The organism is Nocardioides sp. B129/18, assembly GCF_055282735.1.
This window is the reverse complement of the sequence record NZ_JBUZJI010000014.1, coordinates 49,882-65,215: the sequence shown is the minus strand read 5'-3', so window position 1 is coordinate 65,215 and position 15,334 is coordinate 49,882. Positions and strand designations below refer to the sequence as shown.

Below are 15,334 nucleotides of genomic sequence, written 5' to 3'. Positions count from 1 at the left end.
TGAAGGGCTCAACCCAACGGATGAGGGCACCGAAGGTGAACGGAGCACCAACCGTCAGGCGTCTTTTCGCGAACCTCTCAGCGGCATGGCCCGAACGGACTACCTCCGACGTCCATGCAGGTCAGAGGGCATGACCCGCCCTGGGAACGGGGCGGCGACGCCCAGGTGAACGGCCGTGTTCGTTGCCGGCGTCAACCGTGTGTTCACCCGCCGGTCTCGCGTCGCCAGGACTCCATGACGATGAGGGTCTTGGTGCCGCTGAGGCGGCCCGTGCGACGCAGCCGGTTGACGACGCGCTGGAGGTGGTCGACGTCGTCGACGCGCAGCCGCACGAGGGCGTCGGGGTCGCCGGCGATGGTGAAGTACTCCTCCACCTCGGGCACCTCGCGCACGATCTGCTGCAGCGTGTCGGTGTCGGTGGCGCCGGTGAGGCGGATCTCGGTGAACGCCTCGACGGCGCCCAGCGCGCGGTCGTCGACGAGCGTGACGTAGCCGCGGATCACGCCCTCGCGCTCGAGGCGGGCCAGCCGCCGCGAGACCGGTCCGCTGGAGAGGCCGACGGCGCGGGCGAGGTCGCTGACCGACGCCCGCGCGTCGCGGCGCAGCAGCTGGAGCAGGCGGCGGTCGATGTCGTCGAGGGTCACGAGCACGATCCTGCTGCCTGACGCATGATCCGTGCACCTCGCACCGGGTGGTGGTGCACAGGAGCGCTGATCTGCGCGTGGGTCGACGCAGTGGTGCAGACGCGCTCCGGCCGCCCCTGGACGATGGTGCCGAGGACACCCCTCGTGCGCTCCACGGCCCGGCGCCCGCCCGACCGGCGCGCCCGGGGCCGTGAACGCGATGTCGACGCCATCCGCGCCCCTGGAGGTCCCGTGTCCACCACCCGTCCCGAGCCGGCCGTGAGCAGCCCCGCAGCCGACGCCGCCACCCTGCGCGTCATCGCCGAGCGGGTGCGCTGGCTGGCGAGCGCGATCGTGCACGCGGCGAACACCGAGCCCGACCCCGACGGCGTCAAGACCGGCGGACACCAGGCGTCCTCGGCCTCGATGGTCGAGGTGATGGTGGCGCTGTGGCTCAGCGAGCTCACCGTCCACGACCGGGTGTCGGTGAAGCCGCACGCCGGCCCGGTGCTGCACGCGCTCAACCACCTGCTCGGCGACCTCGACTCCCGCCACCTCCCGACGCTGCGCGCCGACGGCGGCCTGCAGAGCTACCCCAGCCGCACCAAGGACCCCGACACCGTCGACTTCTCCACCGGCTCGGTCGGCATCGGCGCCACGGCCGGCATCTGGGCCGCGATGGCCCACCGCTACCTCTCCTCCCACCAGCCCGACGCCCCGCGGGCGGGCCGGTTCGTCAGCCTGCTGGGCGACGCCGAGCTCGACGAGGGCGCGGTGTGGGAGGCCGTCGCCGACCCGCAGGTGCCCCATCTCGGCGAGCTGCTGTGGGTCGTCGACCTCAACCGGCAGTCGCTGGACCGCGTCATCCCCGACATCCAGATCGCCCGGCTGCAGGGCATGTTCGCCGCCGCCGGGTGGCAGGTGGTCGTGCTCGCCTGGGGTCGCGAGATCAGCGCCGTCTTCGAGCGGCCCGGCGGCGCCGAGCTGCGCGCGCGTCTGGAGGCGATGCCGAACGAGGAGTACCAGCGCATGCTGCGCGCCCCGCGCGGCGAGCTGGTGCCGCGCCTGCTCGGCCCCTCCCCCGCGCCGGCCCTGACGGCCCTGGTGGAGACCTTCGAGGAGCCGACGCTCGCGCGGCTCGTGCGCGACCTCGGCGGCCATGACATCCCGCTGCTCGTCGACACCTTCGCCGGGGTCGACCGGCACCGCCCCACGGTGGTCTTCGCCTACACGATCAAGGGCCGCGGCCTGCCCACCGAGGGCCACCCCAACAACCACTCGGCGCTGCTCGGCGAGGCGCAGATGCGCCAGCTCGCGCAGACCTGCGGCACCGACCTCGACGACCCGTGGCGGCCCTTCGACGCCGCCGACCCCGCGCAGGCGGCTGCGGCCGCCTGGTGCGCCCACCGCGGCGAGGTGCTGCGTCGTCAGCCGGTGCCTGCGCCCGCGCGGCTGGCGGTGCCGACCAGCCTGGGCCACCCCTACCGCAAGCCGATGTCGACCCAGGCCGCCCTCGGCCGGGTGCTCGCCGACCTGCCCCGCGACGCCCCCGACCTCGCGGCCGCCGTCGTCACCGCGAGCCCCGACGTCGCCTCGTCCACCAACCTCGGCGGCTGGATCAACAAGACCGGCGTCTGGGCGGTGCGCGAGCGGCACGACTGGTTCGCCGACGACGCCGAGCGCGTGCTGCGCTGGAGCGAGGAGCCCGGCGGCCAGCACGTCGAGCTGGGCATCGCCGAGGGCAACCTCGTCGGCCTGCTCGCCGAGCTCGGCGCCACCTGGAGCCGCTGGGGTCGCCGCCTGGTGCCGATCGGCACCCTCTACGACCCGTTCGTCTCCCGCGCGCTCGAGCCGTGGTCCTTCGGCATCTACGCCGGCGGGCAGTCGATCCTCGTCGGCACCCCGTCGGGCGTCACGCTCGCGCCCGAGGGCGGCGCCCACCAGTCGATCACCACGCCGTCGATCGGCCTGGAGCAGCCTGGCTGCGTGGCCTGGGAGCCCGCCTTCGCCCAGGACCTCGAGTGGACGCTGCTCCACGCGATGTCGCAGGTGGGCGTGCCCGGCGGCACCTCCGCCTACTTCCGGCTCTCGACGCGCCCGATCGACCCCGCCCTGGCCGGCGTCCCCGACGACGCCGACCTGCGCGAGCGTCGTCGTCGCCAGGTCGTCGCGGGCGGCTACCGGCTCTCGACCCATCCGGCGGCGCACGACGACGTCACGCTCGTCGGCGTCGGAGCGATGATGCCCGAGGTGGTGCGCGCGGCCGGACTGCTCAGCGAGCAGGGCCGCCGGGTCGGCGTCGTGTGCCTCACCAGCCCGGACCTGGTCTTCCGCTCCTTCCAGCAGCGCGGACGGCGTCAGCCCGGCGTCGGCTCCGACATCGCCGCCGAGCTCTTCCCGGCCGGGACGTCCAGCCCGATCGTCACCGTGCTCGACGGCCACCCGCACACGCTGGCCTTCCTCGCCGGCCTGCGCGGCGACCCGATCCGCTGCCTGGGCGTCACCGAGTTCGGCCAGTCCTCCGGGGTCGCCGAGGCGCACCGGCGCCACGGCATCGACGTCGGCTCGATCCTCGACGCCGCCCTCTCGCTGCTGGCCTGAGCAGCGGGCGGGGCGGCGGGACCCGCCTCAGCGGCGCAGGCGCCGCACCAGGAACGGCGGCACGAGCACCGTCAGCAGCAGCATGAGCGCGGTCACCCACGCGGCCACGGTCACCTGACCCGAGCGCGTGGCGCCGACCTCGACCACCGAGGCCGGCGTGCCGGAGGCGAGGGTCGTGCCCGCCGTCGTCGTGCCGCCGGCGACGGGCGCTCCGGTGAGCGGATCGGTCGTCCCCGGACTCCCCGACGCCGCGGTGCCGCCGGCGGCCGTGCCGGTGCCCGCCCCGGTGCCGGCGCCGACCGTGCCGGTGCCCGAGGTCGTCCCCGAGCCCGAGGTCGTCGTGGAGCCCGAGCCACCCGGACGCTGCTCGGTGGCGGCGCCGCAGACGCGGCCCTGCTTGAGGCAGGGATCGGGCTGCGGGGCCGTCTTGAGGATGTTCAGCGCCGGGTTCTTGCACTTGCTGAAGGCCGGTGGCGACACGTGGCCGGGGATGCGACGCACCTGCTTGAACCCCGCCTCGACGAGGTTCTTCGGCAGCGGCGAGTAGCCGAGGATGTCGGCCTTCTGCTGGCCCGAGCAGAGGAAGTAGTTGACGAAGGTCGAGAGCGTCTTGCCCTTGGCGGCGTTGAACGGCGCAGCCGTCGAGATGGGCGCGACCATGTAGGAGTAGCTCGACATCGGGTAGGCGCGCTTGTCGGGGGCGTTGTAGACCCCGCGCAGGTCCTGGACCAGGGTCGTCGGGTTGATCGTGGCGTAGGTGAGCGCGACGGCGACGTTGCCCGCGGTGGGCTGCGCGTAGTAGCCGCCCTTGTTCAGCAGGGAGGCGACGGGGAAGTCGACCCGCTTGGCGTAGGCGTACTCGACGTAGCCGATGGCGCCGGCGCCGTACTTGGCCGAGACGTAGTTGGCGACGCCGTTGGAGCCCACCTGCGCCTTGGAGCTGCCGAAGGCGGGGTAGAACGACACGCTCGGGCAGGCGTTGCCCGAGAGCTTGAGCTTGGAGCGGATGAAGGGGCAGTAGACGTTCGGCGTCTGGTCCTTCATGTACAGCGTGAACTGCGCCGAGGCGCCCGCGCCGTCGGAGCGCACGACCGGCACGATCGGGATGTTCGGCAGCTTCTTCCCGTAGTCCTTGGTGATCGCCGGATCGTTCCAGCGCGTGATGGCGCCGGTGAAGATCTTGGCCAGCGTCGGGCCGGAGAGCCGCAGGTCGCGGACGCGCTGGCCCGCGACGGTGAGGTTGTACATGAACGACGTGCCGCCGGCCACGATCGGGATGTAGGCGTAGGGGCGGTCGGGCCGCTCGGCCTGCTGACCCGGCTCGGGCGGGTCCTGGAAGGGGATCTCGGTGTTGGCGAAGTCGACCGTGGCCTGGATGTACTGCGAGCGGCCGTCGGTGGAGCCGGTGCCGGCGTAGTTGACCACCACGCCGCTGGCGCGGATGTCGGCGCGCCAGGCGTCGATGGCCACCTGCGACCACGTCGAGCCGGCGCCGGAGATCGGCACGTAGTCGGCGGCGTAGGACGGCGCGACCGCCGGCGGCGCGGCGATCGCCGCGAGGCCGAGGGCCAGGACGGCCAGCAGGACGCGGACGGGACGGGTGCTCACGAGTGGGCTCCTTCGGAGGGGAAGCGGGCGGCGAGACGGCGCTGCTGGCGACGGCTCTGCCGGCCCGGCGCGCGGCCGCCGATGATGCGGGCCAGGGAGAAGAAGAGGACGACCAGCACCAGCAGCACGACGCCGGCGCCGAACGCGCGCTCGATGGCCTCGTCGATGGGCAGGCGCATCTGGGTGAAGATGAACAGGGGCAGCGAGACCTGCGGCTCGTGGAGCGGGTCGGTGTTCATCTCGCTGGTGTTGCCGGCCACCAGCAGCACCGGCGAGGTCTCGCCGATGACGCGGGCGACGCCCAGCAGCACGGCGGTGACCAGGCCGGGGCGTGCGGTCGGCAGCACCACCCGGTAGACGGTCTGCCAGCGGGTGGTGCCCAGCGCGAGCGAGGCCTCCCGCAGGCCGTTGGGCACCAGCCGCAGGACGACCTCGGCGGTGGTGGTGACCACCGGGATCATGCTCACCGACAGCGCCAGGGCCGCCGCGAAGCCGGAGCGCTCGCCGCCGAGCTGGATGATCAGCAGCGAGTAGATGAACAGGCCCGCGACGATCGTGGGCACCGAGGTCATCGTCTCGACGACGCGGCGCACCAGGTTCGCCAGGCGGCCCCCGACCTCGCTGAGGTAGACGGCGGTGGCCAGGCCCAGCGGCACGCTGATGAGCACCGAGATCGCCACCTGCTCGAAGGTGCCGACCATCGCGGCGAGGATGCCGCCCTGGTCGAGCCCGGCGTCGGGGGCGGTCTCGGCGGTGGTCTCGGTGTAGAAGTTCAGGTGTCCCAGGGCGTCGCGGCCGCGCACGAAGGTGAACACGACGATGCCCGCGAGCACGGCCACCAGCACCAGCCCGCAGGTGGTCACGAGGGCCGCGACGACCCGGTCGACGACGCCTTGCCGGTCCAGCGTGGTGGCGCTGACCGCGGCCAGCAGCGTCAGGAACACGAGGTACCAGATCAGCCAGAAGCCGAGCGTGCCGTGGATGGGCAGCAGCTGGACGTAGACCAGCCAGGTCAGCGCCAGCGATCCGGCGAGCGCCGAGAGCAGGTGCACGGCCAGCTCGGGGGTGAGCGCGCTGGTGCTGACGCGGGCGCGGCGGGGCGGCGGCGTCGCGACCGGCCCGGGACGGGCGACGTCGGTCGGCGGCGGTGCGGTGAGCGTCATGGCGTCAGATCTCCGTGGCCGCGCCCGAGCGCGAGCGTCGCACCACGACGCCGGCCAGGGAGTTGATGAGGAGGGTGAAGAGGAACAGCACGAGGCCGGCTCCGAGCAGGCCGGCCAGGCCGACGCCGTTGGACTCGGAGTACCGCGCGGCGATGTGCGCGGCGATCGTGTTCGAGCCGCTCTCCAGCGGGTGCGTGGTGATCGTGAAGGTCGGCGAGATGATCGTGTAGACCACGATCGTCTCCCCCAGCGCGCGGCCCAGGCCGAGCATGATGCCGCCGACGATGCCGCTGCGCCCGAAGGGGATGACGACGGTGCGGATCATGCCCCAGCGCGTGGCGCCCAGGGCGATGGCGCCCTCGCGCTCGCCGATCGGCGCCTGCGCGAAGACCTCGCGCATGATCGAGGTGACGGTGGGCAGCACGACCGCCGCGGTGGCGACGCCGGCGATGAACGCCGAGGAGGTGTAGCTGGACTCCGAGTCCGGCACCTTCACCTCGAGGAACGGCAGCACCGGGCCCAGGTGCACCGCGATCCACTGCGCCACCTGGAGCAGCTCGCCCTGCAGGAAGAACAGCGCCCACAGCGCGTAGATGATCGCGGGCACGGCGGCCATGAGGTCGACCAGCGTGATGAGCGGACGCTGCAGGGATCGCGGGGCGTACTCGCTGATGAACAGCGCGGCGCCGAAGCCGATCGGCACCGCGACGGCCAGCGCGATCAGGGCGATGAGCACCGTGCCCCACAGCAGCGCCGCGACGCCGAACGTCCCGGCCTCGGGCAGCCAGTCGCGGGTGGTGAGGAAGCCCCAGCCCTGCTGCTCCAGCGCCGGCCAGGCGCCGATGAGCAGGAAGACGCCGATGAGGGCCATGACCACCAGCGTCGAGACCGCCGCCGCACGGACGCCGGCGACGAAGGTGAGGTCCTGGCGCGTCGGGCGCACCACCAGGACGCGGCGCTCGGCCGTCGTGGCGCTCATCCGAAGCGTCCGTTCACGTAGTCGTCGGTGCGCGGGTCCTGCGGGCGCTCGAAGACGTCCGCGGTGCGGCCCTGCTCGACGATGTGCCCGGGCTGGTTCTCCGCGGCCAGGAAGAAGGCGCAGTGGTCGGAGACCCGCTGGGCCTGCTGCATGTTGTGGGTGACGATCACGATCGTCACCTCGCCGGCGATCTGGCGGATGGTCTCCTCGACGCGCCGGGTGGAGGTGGGGTCGAGCGCCGAGCACGGCTCGTCCATGAGCAGGACGTCGGGCCGCACCGCCAGCGCGCGGGCGATGCACAGCCGCTGCTGCTGACCGCCGGAGAGGGAGGCGCCGGGGGTGCCGAGGCGGTTGCGGACCTCGTCCCAGAGACCGGCGCTGCGCAGGCTCTGCTCGACCAGGGCGTCCGCCTCGGCGCTGGCGCGACGCGAGCGACGTCCGGTGAGCGCGAGGCCGGCCAGCACGTTGTCGTAGATCGACATCGTCGGGAACGGGTTGGCCTTCTGGAAGACCATGCCGATGCGGCGGCGGCTCTCGATCGGGCGCAGCGCGGGGTCGTAGATGTCGGCTCCGTCGAGCACCACGCGGCCGGCCAGGCTGGCGCCGGGCACCAGCTCGTGCATGCGGTTGAGGATGCGCAGGAACGTGGACTTGCCGCAGCCCGAGGGGCCGATGAGGGCGGTGACCTCGCCGGCGGCCATCGTCAGGTCGACGTCGGCGAGCACCTGGTGCTCGCCGAACCAGGCGCTCACCTGCTCGGCGATGAGGGCCGCCGGCGGCTTGAGGCCGAGTCCGGACAGCGCCGGCAGCGTGGTGGTGTGGGCGGGGTCGGTGTGGTCGGTGAGGGTCATGTCAGGGGCTCCCAGGAGATCCGGAACGCGCGTCACAGCGTGTTGGGCAGCAGGTAGGCGAGCTGGGTGAAGACGTTCCACAGCAGCACGAGGAGCACGGGCACGCCGCCGAACCACAGGGCGCGGCCGGGCACGCGCACGGCCACCCAGGTCAGGCCGACGGCGACGACGAGGAGCAGCTGGCTCCACAGCACCAGCGCGAGCAGCCCGTTCGAGCTGCCCTCGCCGGGGGCGTCGGCGGCGACGCTCGCGACGCCGGTGGCCCGCGGCTGCGCCTGGCCGTCGAGGCGGGCGGAGACGGTGAGCTGGCGGCTCGGCGCCAGCGCCGGGTCGGAGGTCACCAGCGTCAGCCGCGAGGCGACGGCGGCGACCGAGGTGGCCGGGGCGTCGCTGGTGCGCACGAGGTCGACGACGTAGGCGAAGCGCCCCTGGCCGGTGGTGACGCTGATCCGGTCGCCGGGACGCAGGCGGTCGAGGTCGGCGAAGGGCGCGCCGAAGGTGGCGCGCCGGCCCACGATCACCGAGCTGCCGGCCTGGCCGGGCAGCGAGGAGTCGTTGCGCAGACCCGGGCCGATCGCGGTCTGCTCCGACGCGCTGCCCTGCAGGACGACCTGCTCCAGGCCCAGCCGCGGGATGGCGAGGATGGCCACGGGCGTGCCCGGCGCGATCGCGCCGCTCACCGGCGCCTGGGCGTCGCCGAGCCGGGCGCGCAGGGCCTCGTAGGCGAGGTCCTGGTCGCGCGAGGCGGCGATCCGGCTGCCGACGGTGAGGAACGCCCCGAAGGCCACGATCAGCAGCAGCACGCCGAGCAGCACGATCCCGAGCAGCGCGCCCAGCGTCAGGCGGCGCTCGGTCGGCTCGCCCGGCCGGCTCGACTGGCTCGGCTCGCCCAGGTGGCGCGGCGCGTCGACGGGCGGGATCAGCGTCGCAGCCACTGCGGCCCCCGTCCGGTCTGGCCGGCCCACAGCAGCGCGGGGCCGACGACGAGGAGCACCAGCGCCAGGATCCCCAGCGCGGGCAGCAGGATCATGCGTCCCGACGACGGCGTCGAGGCGACCGCGAGCGTCGGGACGTCGCCGGCGGCGGCGCTCGTCGACGGCGCGGCCGACGGCGTGGAGGTCACCGGGGAGTCGGTGGCGGCGCCCGCGGGTGCGGACGGGGCGCCGCCACCGCCGTCGGGGGGTGCGCCCGACGGGTCCGGTGCGACCGACGGATCGGTCGTGGGGGTGGAGGTCGTGGGGGCCGTCGGGTCCGCGCCGGCGAGCACCGCGGTGCGCGCCCGGGCCACCTCGGCGCGCAGGGCGTCGGGCAGCGGGGCGTAGCCCGCGGGCAGGCGGCCGACCTGCTCGCCGGGCACCTGGCCGGCGGAGCGGGCGTAGGTCAGGAGATCGGCCATCTGCGCGCGCTCGGCCTTCGGGGCGAGCCGGGAGAAGCCGCCGGTGATCTGCAGCGTGAGCGGGTAGACGTCCTTCGCCTTCGAGGTCAGGTCGACCGAGCGGGTGACGCCGTCGGAGCCCTTCACGCTGTGCTCGACGCCGGCCAGGAGGGAGGCGGTCGTGGGCTTCACGTAGGCGCCCGAGGCGTTCTCCAGGGAGGCGGTGTCGAGCAGGAAGCGGGCGGCGGAGGCGGCGTCGATGATGCCGATCACCTCGCGACGTCCGGGGTTCTGCCGCGGCGGCTTGGTGACGACCGTGACGCCGTTCTCGACGCTCGTGGTCGCGCCGGGGAACCGGGCCAGCGAGAGCTGGCGGGCGACGGCGTCGAGCTCCTGGATCGGCTCGAAGGTCTCGGCCATCAGGGGGTCGAGCACCGGGTAGCCGGCGAAGGGCAGCGCGAGGCTCTTGTAGTTCGCGTTGACCGTCATGCCCCACGGGTCGGGCGTGCCGGCCAGGAACGCGCGGGCGTCCTTGTCGGCGTCGATCCACCGCGTGAGCGCCAGCGTGCTGTCGGAGAGGTCGGCGAGCAGGAGCGGGTGGTTGCCCGGCGCGCCGCCCGGCCAGGCGGTGCCGGGATTGAGCTGCTTGAACTCGGGGTCGCGGAAGAGGTTGACCGGGTTCTTCAGCACCGCGGGGTTGCCGCCGGAGCGGTAGGAGGCGGTGATGAGCTTGGCGACCAGCCGGGGGTTGAGCCGCAGGTCGCGCACCGGGCGGCCGTTCGCGTCGTCGATCTGGAAGGCGACGACGAGGCCGGTCACCGCGAGTGGCGCGTAGGTCACCTGGCGCGCCGCGGCCTGGGAGCGGGCGAGCGGGTCGATCGTGAGGCCGACGTCGGTGGTGCCGGCCGAGAGGTCCTGGCGGGTCTGCGGCTCGCCGATGGAGGTGTAGTCCAGGCGCACCGCGTCGTCGGCGAGCACGCAGGTGCGGGCGCGCCAGCTGGCCAGCAGGTGCCCGGCGAAGGGGCTGCCCTCGACGCGCAGGGACTCGCCGGTCAGCGGGCAGGCGTCCTCGACCGGCAGGAACGAGAGCGGGACCACGGTGCGACGTGCCCACGCCCAGGGCGCGTCGAGCTGGTCCTCGGTGGCGCCGTTGCCGGTGCCGGGGCGGCCGTAGTTCGGGACGACGACGATCGAGCAGCGCACCGTCGCGTCGCAGCCCAGCGACGCGGACTCGCGCTGGGTGAAGAGCTGGAGCACCACCTCGCCGGTGCCGTCGGCCCGGCTGACGTTGTCCTGCCAGTTGGCGGGGCCGTCGGGGGTGGCGTCGTAGGCGTTGTCCTGGCCGGGATAGGTGAAGGGCGGGACGGCCGGCACGGCCGGGCTGTCGCCCGAGGCCTCGATGCCCCGGAAGCCGGGCGAGCCGTAGCAGTCGCTCGAGCTGGCCGGATCGGCGCCGCGGCACTGGTAGACGCGCACGGGGTTCTCGGTGTTGACGTCGAGGGAGTCGCCGGAGTTGGCGAGCAGCGTCGCCGAGCTCGGCCGGAAGCCGCTCCAGGACACCTCGACGCTCTGGTTGACCAGATCGGTCGTGCGGCTCACCGTGACGCGGGCGTCGGCGCCGGCGCCGGGGGCCGGCACCGTCGTCGCCGCCGCCTCGGCCCGCTGCGCCGCGCTCGGCGTCGACGCGGCGGCGGGCTCGCCGCCGGCGCCCAGCGGCGAGGCCGCGAGGGCGAGGGTCGTCAGGGCCAGCAGCAGTCCTGCCGCCGTGGTCGTACGGCCCGCGCGCTGCGCGCGCGGGGGTCGGATGCACCCGATCCGCATGTGTCGTGCTCCTGTGGTCGGCCCGGCGTCGAGACGCCGGGGTGGGACCCGAGCCGATCGATTCGCACCCGATCGGCCCGGGTCCCGGGTCGTGCTGGTGGCTCGGAGCCAGGGGCTCAGTTCGCCTTGCCGCAGTACTGCGACTGCGAGGTGTCATCGCCCAGCGGCGTGTTGCCGTAGGGGATCAGCAGGTCGTCGGCGTGCTGGCACAGGTAGCCGCCGGCCTTGAAGACGTCCTTCAGCTCCTGCGGCGCGTCGTTGCGCACGGTGTTGAAGAAGAACCGGCCGTAGGCGGCGCTCGCACCGGTCGTGAACGCCGGGTTGAGCACCTCGTAGGTGGAGCCGCCGAAGGTGCGCTGGATGGTCGGCGCGGTGTCGGTGTTGACGGTGCCGATGTGCACGCCGCCGCGCAGGTCGGCGATGCCGACCGGCTCGTTCACCTGGGCGGCCCACTTGGTGACCGCGTAGGGGAGGATGCCCTGCGGGTCGCCCTTGAGGGACTCGCCGTTGTTCTGCTGGCCGTCCTTGACCCGGGCCAGGCGGCTGGCACCGGTGCCGCAGCCGGCCTTGACGTTGGTCAGGTTGGTGCCGATGGCCTGCAGGAAGAAGGTCAGCGTCGCCGCGGAGTCCGGCGGCAGGTAGACGTGGATCTCGCCCGGCTGGCCGCCGACCTCGCTCCAGTCCGAGACCGTGCACTCGAAGATGTCCTTCAGCTGCGCGGTGGTCAGCGGCGTCGTCGGGGCGTAGGCGTTGCCGACGACGGCGTAGGAGACCGCGTCGCGGCTCTGCGCGTAGAACGTCAGGTTGGCCTCGGCGGCGGCCGTGCCCTTCGAGCGGCTCGAGCGCACCCAGTCGATGCAGTACTCGCTGCTGTCGGTGGTGCTCTTCTGGTTGAGCGTGAGCGCCGTGATGCCCGCGTTCGCGCCGTTGGGCCGGGCGATGGTGCAGCCGGGCTTGGTGGTGATCTGCTCGCCTGCCGCGGCGGTCTGCGGGTTGATGGCGTCGTAGGAGGCCAGCACCCGCAGGCCGTTGGCGGCCTGGGCGTTGTAGGTGGAGGCGAGGTTGTTGGTGAGCTCGGCGAAGGCGTCCGCGCCGACGGTGGCGAAGATCTGGTTCGCGGCCTTGCCCGCCGGCGGGGTGCCGGGCTGGGCGTTGTTCGGGTCGGCGAGGGCGCTGGGCGCGGCGCTCACGGCGAGGCCGAGGGCCAGGCCGCCGGCGACGACGACCGAGGCGAGTCGCTTCATGGGAAGTCCTGTTCGCAGGGTGGTGCGCGCAGTGCTGCGCGGCGTGGTCGGGGACGACGGGGACGGGACGCGGCGGCTCATCAGGAGACCTTGAGGGCGCCGGCGTAGACCGTCTTGCCCTTGCTCTTGGCGTTGCGGGTGCCGAGCACCTTCACCGCGATCGTGTGGGTGGCGCCGCTGCTGACCTTGAGGGTCTTGGTGACCGTGGCGGTCTTCGAGCGGTAGAGGTCGAGCGTCGTGGCCTTGCCGTCGACGACGAGCGCGACCTTGCCCGAGGTCGTGCCGCCGGTGAAGGAGAAGGTCACGGCGCTGCCGCGGACCTTGACGGTGAGCGCGGCGTTCTTGGTGGCGCTGTAGAGGCCCTTGCGGCCCGGCGCGTAGGCCGCGGTGAAGGACTTCCAGGTGCCCTTGCGGGCGACCTTGGCGTTGGTCCAGGCGTAGGAGCCCTTGGTCAGGTAGTCGACCACCGGGGTGCTGGTGCCGGTCGGGGCGAGCGCGACGCCGCGGTACTCGGTGCCGGGCGCGGCGGTGGCCAGGACGGTCGGCGCCGCGGGCTCGAAGCCGGTGCGGTCCGCGCCGGTGGCGTCGGTGAGCAGCTGCAGCTGCGTCGGGGTGGTCAGGGCGAGGCTGACGGCGCCGCTCTTGACGTCGGCCACGAGGCCGGTGACGCCGGGGACGTCGGCGTAGCCGGCCAGCGACCAGGCGTTGCCGTCGTAGACGTACTTGTCGACCGTGCCGCCGCGACGCGAGGCGTCGGCGACGTAGAGCGTGTCGAGGGTGGTGCCGGCGTAGCCGGCGCTCGTCAGGTCGACGAACGCGTAGCCGTAGGCGAGCAGGTTCGGGTTGAGGCCGGCGACGTCGTTCAGCACGGACGCGGCCGTGGGGGCGCCGGTGCCGACGGCGGCGAGCCGGTCGGCGAGCACGCCGCCGGCGAAGAGCTGGCCGCCCTGCACGGTGAGGCTGGTGAGATTGGAGTCGGCCGTGCCCGCGATGCGGGTGGCGCTGGCCCCGGCGACGCTCGTGGCGAGCACGCCGCCGTTGCCGCCGGCGACCCACACGTTGGTGCCGTCGGTGGCCGCCGAGCGCACGATCTTCGGCACGGCGTCGCCCTTGAGGCGGGTGCGGGTGTCGATGACGCCGTCGCCGTCGACGATCGCGACGGTGCGGGCCACGCTCGTGGGGTCGGTGTTGGCCAGGGAGGTGCCGTTCGGGCCGGTGTCGCCCGGGGCGGCGTCATAGCCGGTGACCGCGAGGACCTTGCCGTCGGCGGAGCGGGAGATCAGGCCCTCGGAGCGACCCTGGCCGGTCGCGGTGAGCGCGCCGGCGGCTGCCGAGGAGACCGTGGGCAGCGCGAGCGACTGCTTGGCCGCACCGGTGGCGCTGAACTCGTCGAGGAACACCGGCGCGGCGGCGTTCGTCAGCGTGCCCTGGCCGGAGCCGACGCGGTAGACGACCAGGTCGCCGCCGGTGAACTGCGCGGCCTGGGCGCCGGGCTGGGAGAGCAGGGGGACGGCGACGGCCGCCGTGGCCAGGGCCACGGTGCCACCGAGGATGCGCAGGCGTGTGCGCATGAGGGCCTCACTTCGACGAAGGACGGGCGGTGCGCGCACGAGCGCACCGCGGGACGGACGTCCGACCGCCGGACCAACCCGAGTAACTGGACCGAACTTGTTGGATTAGTGAGGAAGGTAGGAGTTCGTCCGGATCGCAGGACGCGAATCCCAGTCTGCGAACGCGGTTCGACCCGAGGATGGCCCGGACGGCACAGGGGGCATGGCCCGAACGGACCATGCCCCCTGGGGTCAGCGACAGTGCGGCGTCTGCCCGGCGTCAGTCGGTGCCGTGGGCGGCGATGAAGGCGAGGATCGGCTCGGCCAGCTCGGGACGGCACACGACGAGGTCGGGCAGGTAGACGTCGTCCTGGTTGTAGACCAGCGGCGATCCGTCGACCCGCGAGGTGTGCAGGCCGGCCGCGCGGGCGACGGCCACGGGCGCGGCGGAGTCCCACTCGTACTGCCCGCCGGCGTGCACGTAGGCGTCGGCGACGTCGCGCACGACGCTCATCATCTTCACGCCGGCCGAGCCCATGGGCACCAGCTCGGCGTCGAGGTGCTCGGCGAGCGCGGCCACGAAGGCCGGCGGACGGCTGCGCGACACCGCGATCCGGGCGCGGGTGGAGGTGCGCGGCGGCACCGACGGCGCAGGCGCGGTCACGAAGGTCTCCCCCAGCGCCGGCTGCGCGACGGCGCCGGCGACGAGCTCGCCGCCCTGCCACAGCGCGACGTGCACGGCCCAGTCGTCGCGCGGCGGCTCGGAGAACTCCCGCGTGCCGTCGAGCGGGTCGACGATCCACACGCGGTCGGCCTGCAGCCGCGCCTTGTCGTCCTTGCCCTCCTCGGAGAGCACGGCGTCGTCGGGGCGGTGCCCGGCGAGGAGCGCGACGAGCAGCTCGTGGGCGGCGCGGTCGCCGGCGTCCTTGAGCTCCCTGCCCTCCAGGCCCTCGGCCCGCACTTCGAGGAGCCGGCGGCCGGCGGCCTCGGCCAGCCAGGCGGCGAGGGCGTGGTCGTCGGACGGCGCGGTGCTGGTGTCGCTCACGCAGCGGACCCTACCGGCCGCCGCGCCGAACGAGAACAGGTTCTACTTCGGGGGCTCAGGAGTTGAAGCGCTGCTGGGTGCGCTCGAGGCCCTCGAGCACGAGGCTCTCGACGGCGTCGGCCGCGGTGTCGACCACGAACGGGAGCACCTTGCGCTCGGCGCCGGAGAAGTTGGAGAGCACGAAGTCGGCCACCTCCTGGCGGCCCGGCGGACGGCCGATGCCGACCCGCACGCGGTGGAAGTCGCCGGTGCCCAGCGAGGAGCGCATCGACTTCAGGCCGTTGTGGCCGTTGTCGCCGCCGCCGAGCTTGACCCGCAGCGTGTCGAAGGGGATGTCGAGCTCGTCGTGGATCGCCACGACCCGCTCGGGCGCCACCTTGTAGAAGGTCGCGAGCGCCTTGACCGGTCCCCCGGTCTCGTTCATGTAGCACCGGGGCCGCGCGAGGACGACGCGCGGCGCCGGCGCGCCGGGGG

At 73.7% G+C, this 15,334-nt stretch carries 12 protein-coding genes; 1 reads left to right on the top strand and 11 read right to left on the bottom strand.

All coding sequences use genetic code 11. From position 1 onward, the window contains the following. Positions 1–203: 203 nt before the first annotated feature. Positions 204–644 (bottom strand): Lrp/AsnC family transcriptional regulator, encoded by a 441-nt coding sequence (locus ACZDWJ_RS11735; RefSeq protein ID WP_463521140.1) that lies wholly within the window; start codon positions 642–644, stop codon positions 204–206. Between the two features lie 231 nt (positions 645–875). Here ACZDWJ_RS11735 and ACZDWJ_RS11730 point away from each other — a divergent pair, with 231 nt between their 5' ends. Beyond that, a complete protein-coding gene (locus ACZDWJ_RS11730) occupies positions 876–3,224 on the top strand; it encodes a transketolase-like TK C-terminal-containing protein (RefSeq protein WP_463521139.1) in 2,349 nt (782 codons plus the stop codon). Positions 3,225–3,251: 27 nt separating this feature from the next. On the opposite strand, the gene ACZDWJ_RS11725 is transcribed toward ACZDWJ_RS11730, so the two are convergent. The 10 genes from ACZDWJ_RS11725 to pth form a co-directional block, all read right to left on the bottom strand. Beyond that, positions 3,252–4,832, bottom strand: coding sequence for a phosphate ABC transporter substrate-binding protein PstS (locus tag ACZDWJ_RS11725; RefSeq protein ID WP_463521138.1), 1,581 nt, complete (start codon positions 4,830–4,832; stop codon positions 3,252–3,254). Then, on the bottom strand, positions 4,829–5,995 hold the full coding sequence (gene pstA, locus ACZDWJ_RS11720; protein WP_463521137.1) for a phosphate ABC transporter permease PstA: 1,167 nt from the start codon (positions 5,993–5,995) through the stop codon (positions 4,829–4,831). Before pstA ends, ACZDWJ_RS11725 begins: the two co-directional genes overlap by 4 nt. 4 nt (positions 5,996–5,999) lie before the next feature. Continuing rightward, on the bottom strand, positions 6,000–6,974 hold the full coding sequence (gene pstC / locus ACZDWJ_RS11715; RefSeq protein WP_463521136.1) for a phosphate ABC transporter permease subunit PstC: 975 nt from the start codon (positions 6,972–6,974) through the stop codon (positions 6,000–6,002). Beyond that, a complete protein-coding gene (locus ACZDWJ_RS11710; protein WP_463521135.1) occupies positions 6,971–7,825 on the bottom strand; it encodes a phosphate ABC transporter ATP-binding protein in 855 nt (284 codons plus the stop codon). The genes pstC and ACZDWJ_RS11710 overlap by 4 nt, the downstream gene beginning before the upstream one ends. A 32-nt stretch (positions 7,826–7,857) precedes the next feature. Next, entirely contained in the window at positions 7,858–8,760 is a 903-nt protein-coding gene (locus ACZDWJ_RS11705; protein WP_463521134.1) for a sortase domain-containing protein, read from the bottom strand. Next, a complete protein-coding gene (locus tag ACZDWJ_RS11700; protein ID WP_463521133.1) occupies positions 8,745–11,021 on the bottom strand; it encodes a hypothetical protein in 2,277 nt (758 codons plus the stop codon). The genes ACZDWJ_RS11705 and ACZDWJ_RS11700 overlap by 16 nt, the downstream gene beginning before the upstream one ends. A gap of 116 nt (positions 11,022–11,137) precedes the next feature. Further along, complete coding sequence (locus ACZDWJ_RS11695; RefSeq protein ID WP_463521132.1) at positions 11,138–12,265, bottom strand: substrate-binding domain-containing protein; 1,128 nt, start codon at positions 12,263–12,265, stop codon at positions 11,138–11,140. Between the two features lie 80 nt (positions 12,266–12,345). Beyond that, a complete protein-coding gene (locus ACZDWJ_RS11690) occupies positions 12,346–13,836 on the bottom strand; it encodes a hypothetical protein (protein ID WP_463521131.1) in 1,491 nt (496 codons plus the stop codon). A 259-nt stretch (positions 13,837–14,095) separates the two neighbouring features. Further along, positions 14,096–14,860: a 3'(2'),5'-bisphosphate nucleotidase CysQ gene (locus ACZDWJ_RS11685; protein ID WP_463521130.1), complete on the bottom strand. Its 765-nt coding sequence runs from the start codon at positions 14,858–14,860 to the stop codon at positions 14,096–14,098. 55 nt (positions 14,861–14,915) lie between these two features. Then, a partial coding sequence (gene pth / locus ACZDWJ_RS11680) for an aminoacyl-tRNA hydrolase (RefSeq protein WP_463521129.1) occupies positions 14,916–15,334 on the bottom strand: 419 nt, incomplete at its 5' end.

Coding starts and splice junctions, on each gene's coding strand:
- pstA (WP_463521137.1), bottom strand. CDS start 5,995: ATGACGCTCACCGCACCGCCGCCGACCGACGTCGCCCGTCCCGGGCCG.
- pstC (WP_463521136.1), bottom strand. CDS start 6,974: ATGAGCGCCACGACGGCCGAGCGCCGCGTCCTGGTGGTGCGCCCGACG.
- ACZDWJ_RS11710 (WP_463521135.1), bottom strand. CDS start 7,825: ATGACCCTCACCGACCACACCGACCCCGCCCACACCACCACGCTGCCG.
- ACZDWJ_RS11700 (WP_463521133.1), bottom strand. CDS start 11,021: ATGCGGATCGGGTGCATCCGACCCCCGCGCGCGCAGCGCGCGGGCCGT.
- ACZDWJ_RS11695 (WP_463521132.1), bottom strand. CDS start 12,265: ATGAAGCGACTCGCCTCGGTCGTCGTCGCCGGCGGCCTGGCCCTCGGC.
- ACZDWJ_RS11690 (WP_463521131.1), bottom strand. CDS start 13,836: ATGCGCACACGCCTGCGCATCCTCGGTGGCACCGTGGCCCTGGCCACG.